Annotated in this window: 15 protein-coding genes and 1 riboswitch; of the genes, 8 read left to right on the top strand and 7 right to left on the bottom strand. The window is 67.1% G+C overall.

Annotated features, from left to right (window positions below; genetic code table 11):
• Window positions 1-4 precede the first annotated feature (4 nt).
• Complete coding sequence (gene purL / locus AC30PD_RS11895; RefSeq protein ID WP_489535867.1) at window positions 5-4,003, bottom strand: phosphoribosylformylglycinamidine synthase; 3,999 nt, start codon at window positions 4,001-4,003, stop codon at window positions 5-7.
• A gap of 99 nt (window positions 4,004-4,102) precedes the next feature.
• Here purL and map point away from each other — a divergent pair, with 99 nt between their 5' ends.
• From map to AC30PD_RS11875, 4 genes are all read left to right on the top strand, one after another.
• Entirely contained in the window at window positions 4,103-4,930 is an 828-nt protein-coding gene (map, locus tag AC30PD_RS11890; protein ID WP_489535866.1) for a type I methionyl aminopeptidase, read from the top strand.
• Window positions 4,931-4,942: 12 nt separating this feature from the next.
• Window positions 4,943-7,546 carry a [protein-PII] uridylyltransferase gene (locus AC30PD_RS11885; protein WP_489535865.1) on the top strand — a complete coding sequence of 868 codons (2,604 nt, stop codon included), beginning with the start codon at window positions 4,943-4,945 and terminating at the stop codon, window positions 7,544-7,546.
• A 15-nt stretch (window positions 7,547-7,561) separates the two neighbouring features.
• Window positions 7,562-8,617 (top strand): tRNA 2-selenouridine(34) synthase MnmH, encoded by a 1,056-nt coding sequence (gene mnmH, locus AC30PD_RS11880; RefSeq protein ID WP_489535864.1) that lies wholly within the window; start codon window positions 7,562-7,564, stop codon window positions 8,615-8,617.
• A gap of 10 nt (window positions 8,618-8,627) precedes the next feature.
• A riboswitch (yybP-ykoY riboswitch) is annotated at window positions 8,628-8,806 on the top strand.
• A 2-nt stretch (window positions 8,807-8,808) separates the two neighbouring features.
• Window positions 8,809-9,378 carry a TMEM165/GDT1 family protein gene (locus AC30PD_RS11875; RefSeq protein WP_489535863.1) on the top strand — a complete coding sequence of 190 codons (570 nt, stop codon included), beginning with the start codon at window positions 8,809-8,811 and terminating at the stop codon, window positions 9,376-9,378.
• 90 nt (window positions 9,379-9,468) lie between these two features.
• Here the strand turns inward: AC30PD_RS11875 and phbB are convergent, their stop codons facing one another.
• From phbB to phaC, 3 genes are all read right to left on the bottom strand, one after another.
• Window positions 9,469-10,206, bottom strand: coding sequence for an acetoacetyl-CoA reductase (gene phbB / locus AC30PD_RS11870; protein WP_489535862.1), 738 nt, complete (start codon window positions 10,204-10,206; stop codon window positions 9,469-9,471).
• A 117-nt stretch (window positions 10,207-10,323) separates the two neighbouring features.
• On the bottom strand, window positions 10,324-11,505 hold the full coding sequence (locus tag AC30PD_RS11865; RefSeq protein ID WP_489535861.1) for an acetyl-CoA C-acetyltransferase: 1,182 nt from the start codon (window positions 11,503-11,505) through the stop codon (window positions 10,324-10,326).
• Window positions 11,506-11,577: 72 nt separating this feature from the next.
• Entirely contained in the window at window positions 11,578-13,275 is a 1,698-nt protein-coding gene (gene phaC, locus AC30PD_RS11860; protein ID WP_489535860.1) for a class I poly(R)-hydroxyalkanoic acid synthase, read from the bottom strand.
• Window positions 13,276-13,467: 192 nt separating this feature from the next.
• On the opposite strand from phaC, the gene AC30PD_RS11855 reads away from it, so the two are divergent.
• Entirely contained in the window at window positions 13,468-13,755 is a 288-nt protein-coding gene (locus AC30PD_RS11855; RefSeq protein ID WP_489535859.1) for a hypothetical protein, read from the top strand.
• Here AC30PD_RS11855 and pgeF read toward each other — a convergent pair.
• The 3 genes from pgeF to AC30PD_RS11840 are packed head-to-tail and all read right to left on the bottom strand — an operon-like array spanning window position 13,672 to window position 15,822.
• On the bottom strand, window positions 13,672-14,472 hold the full coding sequence (gene pgeF / locus AC30PD_RS11850; protein ID WP_489535858.1) for a peptidoglycan editing factor PgeF: 801 nt from the start codon (window positions 14,470-14,472) through the stop codon (window positions 13,672-13,674). The two genes, AC30PD_RS11855 and pgeF, sit on opposite strands and share 84 nt — an antisense overlap.
• A complete protein-coding gene (gene maiA, locus AC30PD_RS11845; RefSeq protein ID WP_489535857.1) occupies window positions 14,462-15,100 on the bottom strand; it encodes a maleylacetoacetate isomerase in 639 nt (212 codons plus the stop codon). The genes pgeF and maiA overlap by 11 nt, the downstream gene beginning before the upstream one ends.
• 14 nt (window positions 15,101-15,114) lie before the next feature.
• Complete coding sequence (locus AC30PD_RS11840; RefSeq protein ID WP_489535856.1) at window positions 15,115-15,822, bottom strand: fumarylacetoacetate hydrolase family protein; 708 nt, start codon at window positions 15,820-15,822, stop codon at window positions 15,115-15,117.
• Window positions 15,823-15,933: 111 nt separating this feature from the next.
• Here AC30PD_RS11840 and AC30PD_RS11835 point away from each other — a divergent pair, with 111 nt between their 5' ends.
• The 3 genes from AC30PD_RS11835 to AC30PD_RS11825 are packed head-to-tail and all read left to right on the top strand — an operon-like array spanning window position 15,934 to window position 20,184.
• Window positions 15,934-16,479, top strand: a complete 546-nt coding sequence (locus tag AC30PD_RS11835; RefSeq protein ID WP_489535855.1) for an NUDIX hydrolase — start codon at window positions 15,934-15,936, stop codon at window positions 16,477-16,479.
• 25 nt (window positions 16,480-16,504) lie between these two features.
• On the top strand, window positions 16,505-18,745 hold the full coding sequence (locus tag AC30PD_RS11830; RefSeq protein ID WP_489535854.1) for a type I secretion system permease/ATPase: 2,241 nt from the start codon (window positions 16,505-16,507) through the stop codon (window positions 18,743-18,745).
• Window positions 18,742-20,184 (top strand): HlyD family type I secretion periplasmic adaptor subunit, encoded by a 1,443-nt coding sequence (locus AC30PD_RS11825; protein WP_489535853.1) that lies wholly within the window; start codon window positions 18,742-18,744, stop codon window positions 20,182-20,184. Before AC30PD_RS11830 ends, AC30PD_RS11825 begins: the two co-directional genes overlap by 4 nt.
• Window positions 20,185-20,244 lie beyond the last annotated feature (60 nt).

The raw sequence follows: 20,244 nt of genomic DNA, 5'->3' as shown, positions 1-20,244 counted from the left end.
TTGCTCAGGCGACCCAGCGCCGCGCGTTGCCGAACATGCGCATCCACGGGCTGGCCGCGCTGCGATCGCCGGAAGTCCAGCTCATCTGCACGTTGCGGAACACCCGCTCGGCGTGCGGCATCAACACCGTGAAGCGGCCGTCGGCGGTGGTCACGGCCGTCAGGCCGTCGGGGCTGCCGTTCGGGTTGTACGGGTAGGCCTCGGTCGCGGCGCCGGTGTGGTCGACGAAGCGCATCGCGCGCTTCACCGCATTCGCATCGCCACGCTGCGAGAAGTCGGCAAAACCTTCGCCGTGCGCCACTGCCACGGGCAGGCGGCTGCCCGCCATGCCGCTGAAGAAGATCGACGGGCTGTCGAGCACTTCCACGAGGCTCAGGCGCGCTTCGAACTGCTCGCTCTTGTTGCGCGTGAACTTCGGCCAGGCCTGCGCGCCGGGAATGATCGGCGCGAGGGCCGCCATCATCTGGCAGCCGTTGCACACGCCCAGCGCGAAGGTGTCGTCGCGGTTGAAGAACTCCGCGAACTGCTCGGCCAGCACCAGGTTGAACATCACCGAGCGGGCCCAGCCTTCGCCTGCGCCCAGGGTGTCGCCGTAGCTGAAGCCGCCGCACGCGATGAAACCCTTGAACTGGTCGAGCCGCGCGCGGCCCGATTGCAGGTCGCTCATGTGCACGTCGAAGGTGTCGAAGCCGGCCTTCGCCATCGCGTAGCTCATCTCGAGGTGGCTGTTGACGCCCTGCTCTCGCAGGATCGCCAGCTTGGGCCGCGCGGCGTGGACGAACGGTGCAGCCACGTCGACAGTGGCGTCGAAGCTCAGCTGCACGTGCAGGCCCGGGTCGTCGGCGCGGCCGGCGGCCTCGTGCTCGGCGTCGGCGCAGGCCGGGTTGTCGCGCAGCTTCGCGATGCGCCAGCTGGTGTCGTCCCAGGCCTGGTGAAGCTCGCGCAAGGGTGCGCTGAACACGCTCTTCGCATCACGCCAGACCTCGACCGTGCCACGCTCGTTGGTCTTGCCGATGAAGTGGCTGTGCTTGCTGAGGCCGAAGTCGCGCAGCGTCTGCATCACCTCGTTGCGCACGGCGGTCGGCACCTGGATCACAGCGCCGAGTTCTTCGTTGAACAGCGCGCGCAGCGTCAGCTCCTGGCGGCGCGCGCTGACCTGCGTGGCCCAGTTCTTCGAGTCACCGTGCTCGGCACGGCTGTCGCTGATGCCGTCGCCTTCGGTGACGAGCATGTCGACGTTGAGGCTCAGGCCCAGGTGCCCGGCGAAAGCCATTTCGCAGGCCGCGGCCCACAGCCCGCCGTCGCTGCGGTCGTGGTACGCGAGCAGCCGGCCTTGCTCGCGCAGGTGGTTCACGGCGTCGACCAGCGCTTTCAGCTGCGCCGGCTCATCGAGGTCGGGCACAGTGCTGCCGAACTGGTTCAAGACCTGCGCGAGCATCGAACCGGCCATGCGGTTCTTGCCGTTGCCGAGGTCGATCAGGATCAGCGTGGTATCGCCCGGCTGCAGCTGCGGCGTGAGCGTGGCGCGCACATCGGCGAGTGTGGCGAACGCGGTGACGATCAGGCTGACGGGCGACGTGACCTGCTTCGACGCGCCGGCCTCAGACCAGCGCGTGCGCATCGACAGCGAATCCTTGCCGACCGGCACGCTGATGCCGAGTGCGGGGCACAGTTCCATGCCGACCGCGGCGACCGTGTCGTAGAGCGCCGCGTCTTCGCCCGGCTCGCCGCAGGCCGCCATCCAGTTGCAGCTGAGCTTCACGCGCGACAACTCGAAAGGCGCGGCCAACAGGTTGGTGATCGCCTCGCCGACGGCCATGCGGCCCGAGGCCGGCGCGTCGAGCGCGGCCAGCGGCGTGCGCTCGCCCAGGCTCATCGCTTCACCGCGAAAGCCGGAAAAGTCGCCGAGTGTGACGGCGCAATCGGCCACCGGCACCTGCCACGGGCCGACCATCTGGTCGCGGCTGTTCAGGCCACCGACCGTGCGGTCGCCGATCGTGATCAGGAAGCGCTTGCTCGCGACCGTCGGGTGGCGCAACACGTCGAACGCGACCTTCTCGAGCTGCACATCGGTCAAGTCGAGGTCGGCGTTCGCGCGCGCCACACGCTGCACGTCACGCTGCATCTTCGGCGGCTTGCCGAGCAGCACATCCATCGGCATCGCGATCGAGCGCTCGCCGCCGGGGCCGTCTTCGAGCACGAGTTCTTTCTCGGCCGTGGTGACACCGACCACCGCGAACGGGCAGCGCTCGCGCTCGCACATCGCGCGGAAGATCGGCAAGGCCTCGGGCGACACCGCCATCACGTAACGTTCCTGGCTCTCGTTGCACCAGACTTCCTTCGGTGCCAGGCCGCTCTCTTCGAGCGGCACGGCGCGCAGGTCGAAGCGTGCGCCCATGCCGGCGCCGTCGACCAGTTCGGGGAAGGCGTTCGAGATGCCCCCTGCGCCGACGTCGTGGATCGCGAGGATCGGGTTGCTGTCGCCCAGCGCCCAGCAGTGGTTGATGACCTCTTGCGCGCGGCGTTCGATCTCGGGGTTGCCACGCTGCACCGAGTCGAAGTCGAGCTCGGCCGCATTCGCGCCCGAAGCCATCGAGCTCGCGGCGCCACCTCCCATGCCGATGCGCATGCCGGGGCCGCCGAGCTGGACCAGCAAGGTGCCGGGCTTGAACTGGATCTTCTTCGTCTGCGACGCGGCGATCGAGCCCAGGCCGCCGGCGATCATGATGGGCTTGTGGTAACCGCGGCGAATCGCGTCACGGCCATCGCCCACGGTCTGCTCGTACACGCGGAAGTAGCCGCCGAGGTTGGGCCGGCCGAACTCGTTGTTGAAGGCCGCCCCGCCGAGCGGGCCGTCGATCATGATCTGCAGCGGGCTGGCGATGTGCTCGGGCTTGCCGTAGGGCGTTTGTTCCCAGGGCTCACTGGTACCGGGCAGATAGAGGTTCGAGACGCTGAAGCCGGTGATGCCGGCTTTCGGTTTGGAGCCGCGGCCGGTCGCGCCTTCATCGCGAATCTCGCCACCGGCGCCGGTCGACGCGCCGGGGAACGGCGAGATCGCCGTCGGGTGGTTGTGCGTTTCCACCTTCATCAACACGTGGACCGGTTCGGTGCGCGCCGCGTACACCGGCGCGTTGGTGTAACCCTGCGGCAACCAGCGTTCGATCGTGCCACCTTCCATCACCGAGGCGTTGTCGCTGTAGGCGACCACGGTGTGCTGCGGCGACAAAGCTTCGGTGTGCCGGATCATCTGGAACATCGAGCGCTCCTGCGGCACGCCGTCGATCACGAACTGCGCGTTGAAGATCTTGTGGCGGCAGTGTTCGCTGTTGGCCTGCGCGAACATCATCAGCTCGACGTCGGTCGGGTTGCGCTGGAGTGTGGTGAAGGCATCGACGAGGTAGTCGATCTCGTCGGGCGAAAGGGCCAGGCCGAAGTCGGTGTTCGCGCGCACCAGGGCGTCGCGGCCCGAGCCCAGCACGTCGACGTGTTCCATGGGCTTGCCGGGTTGTTCGTCGAACAGGTGGGCCGCGTGCTCGCGCGCCGGCAGCACGCTCTCGGTCATGCGGTCGTGCAGCAATGCGGCGGCCGCGGCGAGCTCATCGGCCGTCAGGGCCTTCGTGCCGCCGAGCAGGCCGCTCTTCACCGCCAGCCGGTATTCGGTGACACGCTCGACGCGCCGGATCGCCAGGCCGCAGTTGTGCGCGATGTCGCTCGCCTTCGAGGCCCACGGCGACACCGTGCCCAGGCGCGGCGCCACGACGATCAGCGTGCCGTCGGTGGCGCCTGAATACGGGTCGCCGTAGCGCAGCAGCGCGTCGAGCTTGTCGGTGTCGCCGCGGGTGAGTGGCGCATCGCTGCAGACCCAGTGCACGAAGCGCGCCGCCACGCCGGTGATGCGCGGGCTGACGGCCTGCAAACGCGGCAACAGCGCCTGCGCGCGAAAGCCGGACAGCGCATTGCCGCCCTCGAAGTGGGTCAGGTGCTTGGGGGTGGAAGTCACGCGGCGGGCTCGGGCGGTGGGGGCATGGCCGGGGCGCGCTTGGGGTCGCCCCGGGTGGAAACCCGCGATTTTACGGGCTGGGTGAGATAATGGCCGGCTATGACGATCACGATCAAAACCGCCGCAGACGTTGAAGCCATGCGCGTCGCCGGCCGCCTCGCCTCTGAAGTGCTGGACCTGCTCACGCCGCATGTGAAGCCCGGCGTCTCCACCGACGAGCTCGACCGCATCGCGCACGATCACATCGTGAAGGTGCAGCAGGGCATTCCGGCGCCGCTGAACTACGCACCGGCGGGTTACACGCCTTACCCGAAATCGATCTGCACCTCGATCAACCATCAGGTGTGCCACGGCATCCCGAACGACCGGCCGCTGAAGAACGGCGACATCGTCAACATCGACGTCACCGTCATCAAGGACGGCTGGCACGGCGACACCAGCCGCATGTTCGTGGTGGGCGAAGGCTCGATCGCGGCCAAGCGCCTGTGCCAGATCACGTATGAAGCCATGTGGAAAGGCATCGTCAAGGTCAAGCCCGGCGTGCGCCTGGGCGACATCGGCCACACGATCCAGACCTTCGCCGAGAACGCCGGCTTCTCGGTCGTGCGCGAGTTCTGCGGCCACGGCATCGGCCAGAAGTTCCATGAAGAGCCGCAGGTGCTGCACTACGGCCGCCCGGGCACGCTCGAAGAACTGGTGCCGGGAATGATGTTCACGATCGAGCCGATGATCAACGCCGGCCGCCGCGACATCCGCGAAATGGGCGATGGCTGGACCATCGTCACCAAAGACCGCTCGCTCTCGGCGCAATGGGAACACACGGTGCTCGTCACCGACACCGGCTACGAGGTGATGACACTCTCGGCCGGCAGCCCGCCGCCGCCGGCCTTCGTGCTGGCCGAGACCCGCACGCCGCAGACCGCCTGAAGCCGTCCCGCCATGGCCGCCGTTCTGTCAGCGCCGAAGCCGGCGCCGCCCAGCATGGGCGAGCTGCGGACGCTGTTCCGCGAGGGCAAGGCGAACCTGCTCGAACATTTTCGTGAATCGCGGCCCACGGCACCGGCGGCGCTTCGGCTGATCCGTGCGCTGAGCAAACACGTCGACCAGACGCTGCTGACGCTGTGGGAGCACGCGGCCATGCCCTCGGGCGCTGCGCTGCTGGCGGTCGGCGGTTATGGCCGCGGCGAGTTGTTCCCGCATTCCGACGTCGACGTGCTGGTGCTGTTGCCGCCCGCGCACGCTGGTGGCGGCGAGGCGCTGAAGACGTCGATCGAAGCCTTCATCACCGCCTGCTGGGACATCGGCCTGGAAATCGGCTCGAGCGTGCGCACGGTGGCCGAATGCGTGGCACTGGCCGAAAGCGACGTGACGGTGCAGACGGCGCTGCTCGAATCGCGCTACCTGTGCGGTTCGCGGCGGGTGTTCAACAGCTTCCGGCACGCCAACTCGCACGCGATGGACCCGAAGGCCTTCCTGCGCGCCAAGACGCTCGAGATGGTGCAACGCCACCGCAAGTTCGAAGACACGCCTTATTCGCTCGAACCCAACTGCAAGGAAAGCCCGGGCGGCCTGCGTGACCTGCAGGTGGTGATCTGGGTGGCGCGCGCTGCGGGCCTGGGCAAGAACTGGAGCGCGCTCGCCGCCAAAGGCCTGATCACCCCGTTCGAGGTGAAGCAGCTCAACCGCAACGAAGGTTTGCTCAAGCTGATTCGCGCGCGCCTGCACCTGATCGCCGGGCGGCGAGAAGACCGGCTCGTGTTCGACCTGCAGACCGCCGTGGCCGACAGCTTCGGTTACCAGTCGACGCGCGGCCAGCGCGCTTCCGAAGTGCTGATGCGGCGCTACTACTGGGCAGCCAAGGCGGTGACGCAGCTGAACCAGATCCTGATGCTCAACATCGAGGAGCGTGTCGAAGGCTCGCAGGACGCGCCCATGCGCCCCATCAACGACAAGTTTCTCGACCGCGGCGGCATGCTCGAAGTGGTGAGCGACGACCTGTACCAGCGCGACCCGCACGCCATTCTCGAGACCTTTCTCGTCTACCAGCAAAGCGTGGGGCCCAAGGGCCTGTCGGCCCGCACGCTGCGTGCGCTCTACAACGCGCGCGACCTGATGGACTCGGCGTTTCGCCACGACCCGGTGAACCGCGCGACCTTCATGAAGATCCTGCAGGAACCCGAGGGTCAGACCCACGCTTTCCGGCTGATGAACCAGACCAGCGTGCTGGGGCGTTACCTGTGGGTGTTCCGGCGCATCGTCGGGCAGATGCAGCACGACCTGTTCCACGTCTACACGGTCGACCAGCACATCATCATGGTGCTGCGCAACGTGCGGCGCTTCTTCATACCCGAGCACGCGCACGAGTACGCCTTCTGCTCGCAGCTGGCGTCGACCTTCGACAAACCCTGGGTGCTCTACGTGGCCGCGCTGTTCCACGACGTGGCCAAGGGGCGCGGTGGCGACCACTCCGAGCTCGGCGGCAAGGAAGCAAGGCGCTTCTGCCGCGACCACGGCATCGAGCGCGAAGACTCGAAGCTCATCGAGTTCCTGGTCGAAGCGCACCTGACCATGTCGCGCATCGCGCAAAAAGAAGACCTGTCGGAACCCGACGTGATCGAGGCTTTCGCCAAACGCGTGGGCAACGAGCGTTACCTGACGGCGCTGTACCTGCTCACGGTCGCCGACATCCGCGGCACCAGCCCGAAGGTCTGGAACGCGTGGAAGGGCAAGCTGCTCGAAGACCTGTACCGCTTCACACTGCGCGCGCTCGGGGGCGCGCGGCCGAACATGGACGCCGAGGTCGAAGCGCGCAAGCTCGAAGCCCGCCAGGCACTGAACCTGCTGCTCTTGCCCACGGGCACTGAGCAGGCGTTGTGGAACACGCTGGCGCTCAGCTACTTCGCGCGCCACGACGCGGGTGACATCGCCTGGCACACCCGCTCGCTGCACGCCTTCGTCGCCACCACTTCCCCCATCGTGCGCGCGCGCCTGTCGCCGCTGGGCGAGGGCCTGCAGGTGCTGGTCTACGCGCCCGACCAGGCCGACCTGTTCGCGCGCATCTGCGGTTACTTCGACAGCGCCGGCTTCAACATCCTCGACGCCAAGGTGCACACCACCGGCAGCGGTTATGCACTCGACACCTTCCAGGTCAATAGCCCGCAGTTCGAGCACAACTACCGCGACCTGATCTCGTATGTGGAAACCCAGCTCACGCTGGCGCTCTCTGCCGCGGGGCCTTTGCCCGAGCCGAGCCGTGGCCGCATCTCGCGGCGCGTGAAGTCGTTCCCGATCACGCCACGCGTCACGCTGCGGCCCGATGAGCGCGCGCAGCACTGGCTGCTGGGCGTGTCGGCGAGCGACCGCTCGGGCTTGCTGTTCTCGATTGCGCGCGTGCTCGCGCACCACCACATCAACCTGCAGCTGGCCAAGATCACGACGCTGGGCGAACGTGTCGAAGACACCTTCCTGATCGACGGGCCGGCCTTGCAGCAGAACAAGATGCAGTTGCAGATCGAGACCGAATTGCTCGACGCCGTGGCCTGACGCACGGCCTCCCCGATGCTGCAGAAGATCACCGCCGCCGAGGCACTCGCCCGGCTTGAGCAGTTCAATGCGGTGGTCGACGCGCGCTCTGAAAGCGAGTTCGCGTTCGACCATCTGCCCGGTGCAATGAACTGGCCGGTTCTGAACGATGCCGAGCGCATCGTCATCGGCACCGAGTACGCGCAGGTCTCGCCCTTTACCGCGAAGAAACGGGGCGCCGCGCTGGTGGCACGCAACATCGCCGCGCACATCGAACGCGAAGTGATGGGCCTGCCGAAAGACTGGAAGCCGCTCGTCTACTGCTGGCGCGGCGGCACGCGCAGCGGTTCGCTCGCCATCGTGCTCGACCAGATCGGCTTTCGTGTGCACGTGCTCGAAGGTGGCTACCGCGAATACCGGCGCGCCGTGATCGCAGCGCTGGACGAGCTGCCGGCAAAGTTCCAGTACCGCGTGGTCTGCGGCACCACCGGTTCGGGCAAGAGCCGGCTGTTGCAGGTGCTGCGCGCGCAGGGCGCGCAGGTGCTCGACCTCGAAGCGCTGGCCAACCACCGCGGTTCGGTGCTCGGGCTGGTGCCGGGCAGCGTGCAGCCGGGGCAGAAACAGTTCGAATCGCGGGTCTGGGACGCGATGCGCGGCTTCGACCCGGCGCGGCCTGTGTTCGTCGAGAGCGAGAGCAAGAAGGTCGGTGATCTGCGCGTGCCGCTCGCGCTGGTCGAGCGCATGCGCGAGGCGCCGTGCATTCGGCTCGAACTGCCCCTGGAGGCGCGGGTGGCGTTGTTGATCGAGGAGTACGACTTCTTCGTCAAGGACACGCCGGCGTTCTGCGGTCGGCTCGACGCCTTGCGCCCCACGCGCGGCCACGAACTGGTGAACGCCTGGCAGGAAGCGGCGCGCGCCGGGCGCACCCCCGAGGTTGTTCGCGATCTGCTCCTGAGCCACTATGACCCGACCTACCACCAATCGATGAAACGCAACTTCATCGGTGTCTCGGCGCAGCCGCTGATGCTCGCCTGGGACGGCAGCGACGCCAGCTTGCAGGCGGCCGCCGCTTCTGCCTTGAGCGCCGAGTAGAATTCGCACCGAACCCGTCATTGGGGAGTAGCCGCCCTGCGCCCAAGCGCAGGGGCTCGCGTCAACACACTTGGCCCTCACGGCCATGGCGCGAGCAGCATCCAGCCTGGCAAGACCTTTGACCGCGCAGACCTCGGACCGACCGGGAGGTCGGCGCGGTCATCCGTCTTCCCCCGGTCCTGGAGATTTCATTGGAAGCCTTTCTTATCTCGACCGGCGTCGTGGCGCTCGGCGAAATGGGCGACAAGACACAGTTGCTGGCGATGCTGCTGGCGATCAAGTTCCGCAAGCCCGCCCCGATCATTCTCGGCATCCTCGTCGCGACGCTGGCCAACCACGCGACCGCCGGCCTGCTCGGTGCCTGGGTGGCGCGAGCACTCGGCCCCGACGTGCTGCGCTGGGTGATCGGCATCTCGTTCATCGCGATGGCCGCGTGGATGCTGGTGCCCGACAAGATCGACGACGAAGCGGCGAAACCTTCGCGCTTCGGCGCTTTCGGCACCACGCTGATCGCGTTCTTTCTGGCCGAGATGGGCGACAAGACGCAGATCGCCACAGTCGCGCTGGCCGCGCGCTATGAAGACCTGGTGGCCGTCGTGGCCGGCACCACGCTCGGCATGATGATCGCCGACGTGCCGGCGGTGTTCGTCGGGGACAAGCTGGCCAGGAAAGTGCCGATGCGCCTGGTGCACGCCATCGCGGCGGGCATCTTCGGGCTGCTGGGGGTGTTGACGCTGTTGAACGTGGGCAAATTGTTCTAGGCGTGCCACCTCATCCCAGCCGTTTCGCTTGCAGGCGAAACGTCGTTCGCCAGGCGAAGAACAGTCCTCAGGACTGTCCTTCGTCCGGGCTCACCCCATATGCAGACCACCGTTGACCGAGAAGTCGGCGCCCGTAGCGAAGCCTGACTCATCTGACGCGACCCACGCCACCATCGACGCGATGTCGTCGGGCGTGCCCAGGCGCTTGACCGGGATGCCGGCGATGATCTTGTCGAGCACGTCTTGCCGGATCGCCTTGACCATGTCGGTCGCGATGTAGCCCGGGCTCACGGTGTTCACCGTCACGCCCTTGTTCGCCACTTCTTGCGCCAGCGCCATCGTGAAGCCGTGCATGCCGGCCTTGGCGGCCGAGTAGTTGGTCTGGCCGAACTGGCCTTTCTCGCCGTTCACCGAGCTGATGTTGATGATGCGGCCCCAGCCGCGGTCGACCATGTCGTCGATGACCTGCTTGGTCACGTTGAACAGGCTCGTGAGGTTGGTCTCGATCACGGCGTCCCAGTCGGCGCGGCTCATCTTGCGGAACATGCCGTCGCGGGTGATGCCGGCGTTGTTCACGAGCACGTCGATCGGGCCGTGTTCGGCCTTGACTTTCTGGAAGGCGGCGACGGTCGAGTCCCAGTCACCCACGTTGCCCACCGAGGCGAAGAACGTGAAACCCAGCGCCGCCTGCTCACCCAGCCACTTGGCGTGGTCACGGCTCGGGCCACAACCTGCAATCACGGTGAAGCCGTCCTTGTGCAGGCGCTGGCACATGGTCGTTCCGATGCCACCCATGCCGCCGGTGACGTACGCGATTTTTTTATTCACTTCTTTTCCCTGTTGATGCAAAAACGAACAGCCGCCCGAGCTCGACGCTGCAGGCGGCTGGCCCGCACGACGAGCGCGCAGGGCTTGGGGTGAACGGCTGAGGTTTCGCCGAAGCGCTCAGCGCTCGACCGTCAGTGCAACGCCCATGCCACCACCGATGCACAGCGAGGCGATGCCTTTCTTGGCGTTTCGGCGCTGCATTTCGTGCAGCAATGTCACCAAGATGCGGCAGCCAGATGCACCAATCGGGTGACCGATGGCGATGGCGCCACCGTTGACGTTGACCTTGCTGGTGTCCCAGCCCATTTCGTTGTTCACGGCGCAGGCCTGCGCCGCGAAGGCTTCGTTGATTTCCAGCAGGTCTAGGTCTTGTGCTTTCCAGCCGGCGCGTTGCAGCGCCTTCTGTGAAGCGGGCACCGGGCCCATGCCCATGATGCTCGGGTCGAGCGCCACGGTGGCGTAGCTGGCGATGCGTGCCAGCGGCGTGAGGCCCAGTTGCTGCGCTTTCTTCGCGGTCATCACCACCACGCCGGCGGCGCCGTCGTTCAGGCCCGAGGCGTTGCCGGCCGTCACGCTGCCCGCCTTGTCGAAGGCCGGGCGCAGCCCGGCCAGGCCTTCGGCGCTGGTCTTGCGGTTGATGAACTCGTCGCTGGCGAAGACGATCGGGTCGCCCTTCTTCTGCGCGATGCTGAAAGGAACGATCTCGTCCTTGAACTTGCCGGCCTCTTGCGCGGCCGCGGCCTTCTGCTGCGAGCCGAGCGCGAGCGCGTCTTGCTTCTCGCGCGAGATGTCGTACTTCTTGGCCACGTTCTCCGCGGTGATGCCCATGTGGTACTTGTTGTAGACGTCGAACAGGCCGTCGACGATCATGGTGTCGACCATCTTCCAGTCGCCCATGCGCGTGCCGTCGCGCGAACCCGGCAGCACGTGCGGCGACATGCTCATGCTTTCTTGCCCGCCGGCGATGATGATCTCGGAGTCACCGTCACGAATGGCCTGTGCCGCGAGCATCACGGCCTTCAGGCCCGAGCCGCACACGGCGTTGATCGTCAGCGCCGGCACGCCTTGTGGCAGGCCGCTCTTCACGACCGTCTGGCGGGCCGGGTTCTGGCCCGAACCGGCGGTCAGCACCTGGCCGAAGATCAGCTCGTTGATCTGGTCACCCGACAGGTTGGCGCGGCGCAGCAGGTCGGCCACGACGGCGGCGCCGAGTTCCGGTGCCGGGGTCTTGGCGAGCGTGCCGCCGAACTTGCCCACAGCGGTGCGGGCGGCGGCGACGATGACGATGTCGGTGGTCATGGGGTTCTCCAGTTTGTCGATGAGAAGAAGAATAGCGCGCTGACCGCGAAGCGGGCCGGCGCGGTGTCGATTTCAGGCCTTTTGTTTGACGTAACGGCCGGGCGCCGGCTCGATCGCCTTGTGGGCCTTGTTGCCAGGGGCCTTGGGCGCGGCGACCTGTTTGCCGGCGTGGGTCTTGAGCCAGCTCGACCAGTCGGTCCACCAGCTGCCCGGGTGTTCCTTGGCTTTGTCGATCCAGGCCTGGGCCTGCTCGGGCAGCGCGGCGGTGACGCCGATCCAGTGGCTGCGCTTGCCCTTGGCCGGCGGGTTGATCACACCGGCAATGTGGCCCGAGGCACCGAGCACGAAGCGGGTCTTGCCGCCGAGCACCTGCGTGTTGCGGTAGGCGCCTTCCCACGGAACGATGTGGTCCTCACGCGAGGCATACACGTACGCCGGTGCATCGATGCGACGCAAGTCGACCTTCTCGCCACACACCGTCATCTTGCCGGGCTTGACGAGGTTGTTCTCGAGGTAGGTGTTGCGCAGGTACCAGCAGTACATCGGGCCGGGCAGGTTGGTGCTGTCGCCGTTCCAGTAGAGCAGGTCGAACGGTGGCGGCGTTTCGCCCTTCAGGTAGTTGCCGACCACGTAGTTCCAGACCAGGTCGTTCGGCCGCAGGAAGCTGAAGGTGGTGGCCAGTTCCTGGCCCTTGAGCAGGCTCCCGCCACCCGGGCTTTGCGGGCCGAGCGTCATCTCGCGCATCTTCACCATGGCCTCGTCGATGAAGAGGTCGAGCACGCCGGTGTCGCGGAAGTCGAGGAAGGTGGTGAGCAGCGTCACGCTGGCGGCCGGCTTTTCACCGCGCGCCGCCAGCACCGAGAGCGCCGTCGAGAGAATGGTGCCGCCGACACAGAAGCCGAGCGTGTTGAGCTTGTCGCTGCCCGTGATCTCCTGCACCACCTTGATCGCGCGGATGGCCGCGTCTTCTATGTACTGGTCCCAGGTGTACTGCTTGATGCTCTCGTCGGCATTGCGCCAGCTCACCACGAAAACCCGGTGGCCCTGCTCCACCGTGTAGCGGATCAGCGAGTTCTCGGGCTGCAGGTCGAGGATGTAGTACTTGTTGATGCAGGGTGGCACGAAGAGCATCGGCCGCTCGAACACCTTGGCGGTGAGCGGCTTGTATTCGATCAGCTGGAACAGCTCGTTCTCGAACACGACGGAGCCTTCGCTCGTGGCCACGTTGCGGCCGACCTCGAAGACACTCTCGTCGGTCTGCGACACATGGCCCTGCTGCACGTCGTGCCACAGGTTCTTCATGCCCTGACTGATGCTCTCGCCGTGGGTCTCGAGCGCCTTGCGCTGTGCGTCGGGGTTGAGCGCCAGGAAGTTGTTCGGCGACGAGGCATCGAGCCATTGCTGCACCGAGAAACGGATGCGCTGCTTGGTCTTGGCGTCGCCTTCCAGGCTGTCGGCCATCTGCATCAGCGTGCGCGCGTTGAGCAGGTACATCTGGGCGATGTAGGCCGCCGCCGGGTTGGATCCCCAGGCAGGCGCGGCAAAGCGGCGGTCGGCGGCCGGCGTGGCCGACTGGCCGGGTTGCAGCGACTGGTTCCACAGTTCGGTGGCCTGCTTCAGGTAGCTGCTTTGCACCTCGGCCAAGACCGGCATCGGCAGGCTGAGGCCGGAGACGGTCTTCCAGACTTCGCCGAGCTGCGATCCGATGGCTTGCGCGCTGGCGGCCATGTCTGCGGGCGTGGAAAGTGCCGGGTCGGGTGCCGTTTTCATGTGTCTCCTTCCAGGGGTTTTTGGCATCGTTCGTCGCGATGCTCTTCGGTCGCTTGATGAACCGGTTTTACGTGAGCGTTGCGACTTTGTATATCCGGATTCTGTGCGGATATATGCCACATTATGACACGTCATCTCATATTAAGGCAACGAAACAACGCCTCAAAATCCCAGCAAACGAGGCAACGAACCATGTTTCTGGTCGCGATCGCTTGGATGTACGTGGTGTTGATGGTGGCGGTGGTCGAAGCGACCAGCGCGCAAGGCACGCTGCTCGGTGCCCTGTTCACGTTGCTGCTGTACGGCCTGCTGCCGCTCGGCATCGTGCTGTACCTGATGAGCAGCCCGGCGCGCAAGCGTCTGCGGCGGCAGCGTGAAGGCCTGGCAGTGGGTGAATCAGGTGCCGCCGCGCCGCTCGATCCAGATGGCAGCGGCCATGCGCCCGGTGACGCGGTCGCGCCGGAACGAAAAGAACCGTGACGCGTCTTCCACGGTGCACCACGCGCCGCCGCTGATCGACTCGATCCCGGCGGCGATCAGGCGCTCACGCGCCAGTTGCGGCAGGTTGGCGAGCCACTTGCCCGGCGTGTGGCGAACGAAGAGCACGGTGTCGCCGCCGGTCGTGGACGCGCCGAAGGCTTCGAGCACATCGGGCCCCACTTCGAACCGGCGCGGCCCGATGCAGGCACCGAGCCACACCTGCACCTCGGCAGGCGCGCAGTCGGCCAGCTCGCACACCGAGGCCAGCGTCGCCTCGAGCACACCGAGCGCCAGGCCGCGCCAGCCGGCGTGCGCTGCGCCCACCGCGCGTGCGTCGGGCGCTGCGAACAGCACCGGCAGGCAATCGGCCACCTGGGCGGTGCAGGCCACGCCGGGTTCGGTGGTCACGCTCGCATCGGCGGTGTGAACCGCCGCGCCGGGCGCCGCGTCGGGCTCGAACAGGCGCACGACCTGCGCGCCGTGCACCTGGTTCAGGAACACCGGCCGCGCGCCGATCGCGTCGTGCAGTACCGCCTTGTTCCGGCGCACGGCCGCCGGGTCGTCGCCCAATCCGTCGCGCAGGTTCAGGCTCTCGAAAGGCCCCTGGCTGACACCGCCATGGCGTGTGGTCATCAGCGCACCGATGCCCGGCGCATGCCAGCCCGGCCGCAGCCAGCCGGCATGCGGGCCTGTGCCGGTGCCGGGCTCAGCCGGCATCCGGGCAGGCCGAAGGCTGGGTCTTTGAGAACGCGTCGTGCCGCATGCACTCGCCGAACACGCGCATCACGGTCGGCACATGGTCGAGCCGGCATTCCATGCGCTGCGCGTTGTGGATCTGCGGCACGAGCACGCAGTCGGCCAGCGTGGGTGTGTCGCCGAAGCAGAACTTGCCGGTGCCGGCACCGTCCGCGAGCTGGCGTTCGACGACTTCGAGACCGGTTTCGACCCAATGCCGGTACCAGCGGTTCTTGTCGTCCTCGCTGACCTTCAGGTCGCGCACCAGGTAACGCAGCACACGCAGGTTGTTGATCGGGTGGATCTCGCAGGCGATGTCTTGCGACACCGCCCGGATGCGGGCGCGCTGCAAAGCGTCACCGGGCAGCAGTGAAGGCTGCGGGTGAGTTTCGTCGAGGTACTCGATGATCGCGATCGACTGTGTGAGCAGCTTGTCGCCGTCCTGCAAGACGGGCACCAGCCCGGCTGGCGAGATCTGCGCGAAGGCCGGGCCGAGCTGTTCGTTCTTCAGCAGGTGCACCGGCATGTAGTCGTAGTCGAGGCCCTTGAGCGCGAGCGCGATGCGCACGCGGTAGGAAGCCGACGAGCGGAAGTAGTTGTAGAGCTGCATGCCCGTCCCCCATTTCAGCCGGCAACGATCTGCAGTTGCAGCGTGCCCACGCCTTCGACGCTCGCGCTCAGCGTGTCGCCCACCACCACGGCCGCCACGCCTTCGGGCGTGCCGCTGAAGATGAGGTCGCCGGGCGCGAGCTCCCAGGCCTTCGACAGGTGCTCGATGATCTCGGCCACGCTCCAGATCAGCTTGCCGAGCACACTGGCCTGGCGCTGCGTGCCGTTCACGTCGAGCCTGATCTTCGTCTCGGCGCCGAGCGCACATTCTTCGGCGCGGCGAATGGGCCCGATCGGCGCCGACTCGTCGAAACCCTTGCCGATGCACCAGGGCCGGCCGAGCTTCTTGGCTTCGGCCTGCAGGTCGCGGCGTGTCATGTCCAGGCCCACGGCGTAACCCCACACGTGGTTCATCGCGTCGGCCGCGCTGATGTTGCGCCCGCCCTTGCCGATGGCCACGACCAGCTCGAGTTCGTGGTGCAGGCTCTGGCTCATCGTCGGGTAACGCATCTTGCCGACCGTGCCTTCGGCAACCGGCAACACCGCGTCGGCCGGCTTCATGAAGAAAAAAGGCGCTTCACGCCCGCTGTGGCCCATCTCGATCGCGTGTTCGACGTAGTTGCGGCCGACACAGTAGATGCGGTGCACCGGAAACAGCGCGGTCGCGGCGCCACCTTGAACCGGTACGGACGGGGTGGCAGGCGGCGTGAAGACAAAGCTCATGATCGGGGTTCCTGGAGGACTGTGGCGCGACGCGCGAATCGCCCGGAATGATGCCACGCGGTGCCGGGCCTTGTGCCTTGCGCGCAGCACCTGCACGCTACACTGCGCCGCATGTTCACCCCCCGCAGCATCAAGCATTGCAAGACCTGCGGCGGCACGGCCGTGTACAGCGTGCCGGCCGACGACAACCGCGAGCGCGCCACCTGCACGGTGTGCCACACCATCCACTACGAGAACCCGCTCAACGTGGTGGGCACGGTGCCGGTCTGGGGCGACCAGGTGCTGCTGTGCCGTCGCAACATCGAACCGCGCTACGGCCTGTGGACACTGCCGGCCGGCTTCATGGAGCTCGGCGAGTCGGTGGCCGAAGGCGCGATGCGAGAAACGGTCGAAGAGGCCGGCGCGCACATCGAATTGCAAGGCCTGTACACGATGTTGAACGTGATCCGCGTCGGCCAGGTCCACCTGTTCTACCGCGCACGGCTGCTCGACACCGACTTCGCCCCGGGCCCCGAAAGCATCGAGGCCCGGCTGTTCCGCGAAGACGAAGTGCCGTGGGACGAGATCGCCTTTCGCACCACCCGCGAAACCCTGAAGCGCTTTTTCGCCGACCACCGGCGGGGTCAATTCGACGTGTATGTGGCCGATATAGCGTGATGCCCACGAGCCGTCACCCGACCGCATGACCGAGATGTCCGCCCCGTCAGCCGCCGTGCCGGCGGCCACGCCGGCCCTCCCGCCGCAGCGCCTGCGCGAAGACCTGATCCACCCCGACCCGCTGCTCGACTGCCTGGTCGAGGTGTGCCGTCTGCACGGCCTGTCGGCGTCGCGCGCGTCGCTGTCGGCCGCGTTGCCGCTCGAAGGCGGGCGCCTCTCGCTCGACCTGGCCGAGCGCGCCGCGGCGCGCGGCGGCTTGTCGTCCAAGGTGCAGCGCCTGGCGCTCGAAAAGATCGACCCGGCAGCGCTGCCGGTGATCCTGATCCTGAAGGGTGACAACGCCTGCGTCCTCACCGGCTGGGAACCCGCCAGCGATGCCGGCGGCTCGCCGGCGACGGCCCGGGTGCTGCTGCCTGAAACCGCGCAAGGCTCGGTCACCCTCAGCCGCGACGAACTGGCGCAGCGTTTCACCGGTGTCGTGCTGTTCGTGCGGCCCCACTTCCGCTTCGACGCACGCACCGAAGGCCGCCCCGGGCCCGACGGCGCGGCGCCCTCCACGCTCAAGTCACGCCACTGGTTCTGGGGCGCGCTGCTGCAGCAGCGATTCGTCTACCGCGACGTGCTGTGGGCCGCGCTGCTGATCAACCTGTTCGCGCTCGCTTTCCCGATGTTCTCGATGAACGTCTACGACCGGGTCGTTCCCAACAATGCGATCGAGACCATGTGGGCGCTGTCCATCGGCGTCGCGCTTGTGCTGTGTGCCGACCTGTTCATGCGCCTGCTGCGCAGCCACTTCGTCGACGAGGCGAGCGCGCGGGTCGACGTGCAGATCTCGGCCAAGCTGATGGAAAAGGTGCTCGGCATGCGGCTCGAACACCGCCCCGAATCGGTCGGCTCGTTCGCCGCCAGCCTGCGCGGCTTCGAGCAGGTGCGCGACTTCATCGCGTCGAGCACCGTGACCGCCTTGATCGATCTGCCGTTCGCCCTGCTCTTCGTGGTCGTGATCGCCTGGATCTCGCCCTGGCTCGCGCTGCCGGTGATCGCGGCCGGGCTGATCATCCTGGTCCTCGGCTACGTGCTGCAGAACCGGCTGCACGAACTGTCGGAGACCACGTACAAGGCCGGCGCGCTGCGCAACGCCACGCTGATCGAGTGCCTGACCGGCATCGAGACCATCAAGTCGCAGGGCGCCGAAAGCGTGGTGCAGGCGAAATGGGAACGCGCCAACGTGTTCCTGGCGCGCACCAGCGTGAAGATGCGCGCGCTGTCGTCGAAGGCGATGTACGGCACCAACCTGCTGTCGCAGGCGGTCACCGTCGCGATCCTCGTGGTCGGCGTGTACCTCATCGGCCAGCGCGAGTTGACCATGGGTGCGCTGATCGCGGTCAGCATGCTCTCGGGCCGCGCGCTCGCGCCGGCCGGCCAGATCGTCGGCCTGCTGATGCAGTACCAGGGCGCGCGCACCGCGCTCGACAACCTGAACAAGGTGATGGACAAGCCGGTCGAGCGCCCGCTCGGCCAGACCTTCATCCAGCGCGCCCAACTGCGTGGCGACATCGAGTTCCGCAACGTCAAGTTCGCCTACCCCGGCCGGCAAGACTCGGCGCTCGATGGCCTGAGCTTCAAGATCACCGCCGGCGAACGTGTGGCGCTGATCGGCCGGGTGGGCTCGGGCAAGTCGACGATCCAGCGCCTGATGATGGGCCTGTACCAGCCGAGCGAAGGTGCCGTGCTGCTCGACGGCATCGACCTGCGCCAGCTTGACCCCGCCGACGTGCGCCGCAACCTCGGCTACGTGTCGCAGGACGTGACGCTCTTCTACGGCACGCTGCGCGAGAACATCGCCTTCGGCCTGCCCTATGCCGACGATTCCGCCGTGGTGGCCGCGGCCGACATCGCCGGCATGAGCGAGCTCGTGAACCGCCACCCGCGCGGCTTCGACATGCCGGTGGGTGAGCGTGGCGAATCGCTTTCGGGCGGGCAGCGCCAGAGCGTGGGCCTGGCACGCGCGCTGCTGCACAACGCACCGATCCTGCTGCTCGACGAGCCGACCAGCGCCATGGACTTCTCGACCGAAGCGCAGATCACCGCGCGTGTCGCGGCCTTCGCGCAGAACAAGACCGTGGTGCTGGTGACGCACCGCACCTCGATGCTGGCCATGGTCACGCGCGTGATCGTGATCGACGGCGGCCGCATCGTGGCCGACGGCCCGCGCGACCGCATCATGGAAGCACTCGCCAGCGGGCGTGTGGCGAAGGCGGCATGAACGACCTCATCGACCCCTCCACGCCCCCTGCGCCGCGGCCGCTGGTCGTTCGCGCGCTCGAGCGTGTGCGCCTCGCCGTCGAGCCGCTGACGAACCGGCTCTTCGGCCCGGGTGTGGCCGACGACGAAGCCAACCGTGCCGGCTTTCGCAGCTTCGAGCTGCAGGCCACCGAAGTGATGTCGCGGGCGCAGACGCAGCGCGCGCAGAAGATCGTGCGCGCCGCCGTCGTGGTCGTGGTGCTGATGATCGTGTGGGCCGCGCTGGCCCGAGTCGACGAGATCACCAAGGGCGACGCGCGGGTCATCTCTTCGCGGCAGCTGCAGCTGATCCAGTCGTTCGACGGCGGCGTGGTCTCCGAGATCCTCGTCAAGGAGGGCCAGGTCGTCGAAAAAGACCAGCTGCTGCTGAAGATCGACGAGACCCGCGCCACCTCGGGCGTGCGCGAGAGCGCGGCCCAGGGTTTTGCGCTGAAGGCGCGGCAGGCGCGCCTGCGCGCGCTCGCCGAAGGCTCGGCTTTTCTGCCACCGCCGCCGGGTGACAGCCCGGCCGAGGCGCGCATCGTCGAAGAAGAGCGGCGGCTGTACGAAACCCGGGTTTCCGAGCTGAACACGCAGCTCGCCATCAACCGCCAGCAGCTCGAACAGCGCCAGCAAGAGCTCGCCGAAATGCGCTCGCGCAAAAGTTCGGCCGAACGCAGCCTGGAACTGAGCCTGCAGGAACTGACCAAGACCAAGCCGCTGCTGGCCAGCGGCGCGGTGTCGGAAGTCGACATCCTGCGGCTGGAGCGCGAGGTCTCCAAGGGCCGTGGCGATGCGGAACAGGCCGGTGCGCAGATCAGCCGCGTGCAGGCGGCCATCGGCGAAGCGCAGCGCAAGATCCAGGAAACCGAACTGAGCTTCCGCAACGAGGCCCGCAAGGAGATGGCCGACGTGCTGGGCAAGATCAACGCCCTGAACCAGGGCGCCGTGGCGCTCACCGACAAGGTCGACAAGTCGCAGATCAAGAGCCCCGTGCGCGGCCGCGTGCAGCGCCTGCTGGCCAACACGGTGGGCGGCGTGGTGCAACCCGGCAAGGACATCGTCGAAATCGTGCCGCTCGACGACGTGCTGGTGCTCGAAGCCAAGGTGCAGCCGCGCGACATCGCCTTCATCCACCCCGGCCAGGCGGCGACCGTGAAGTTCACGGCCTACGACTTCTCGATCTACGGCGGCCTGGCGGCCGAAGTCGAGAACATCAGCCCCGACACCGTGCTCGACGAACGTGGCAACGCTTTCTATCTGGTGCGGGTGCGCACCACCCGCGCCAACTTCGGCGAGAAGATGCCGGTGATCCCCGGCATGACGGCCGAGGTCGACATCCTGACCGGCAACAAGACCGTCATGTCGTACCTGCTCAAGCCCATCCTCAAGGGCAAGGCCTACGCGCTGCGAGAGCGCTGACCGGGCTTCGGCGGCGTTCAGGCGCCGCCCGCGTGACAAACCTCACTGCGAACGCTGGCG

The sequence above is a fragment of the Rhizobacter sp. genome, assembly GCF_032229685.1.
Classification (GTDB): domain Bacteria; phylum Pseudomonadota; class Gammaproteobacteria; order Burkholderiales; family Burkholderiaceae_C; genus LMDS01.
Note: the sequence above shows the minus strand (reverse complement) of the source record. Positions and strands in the feature narration are given on the sequence as shown.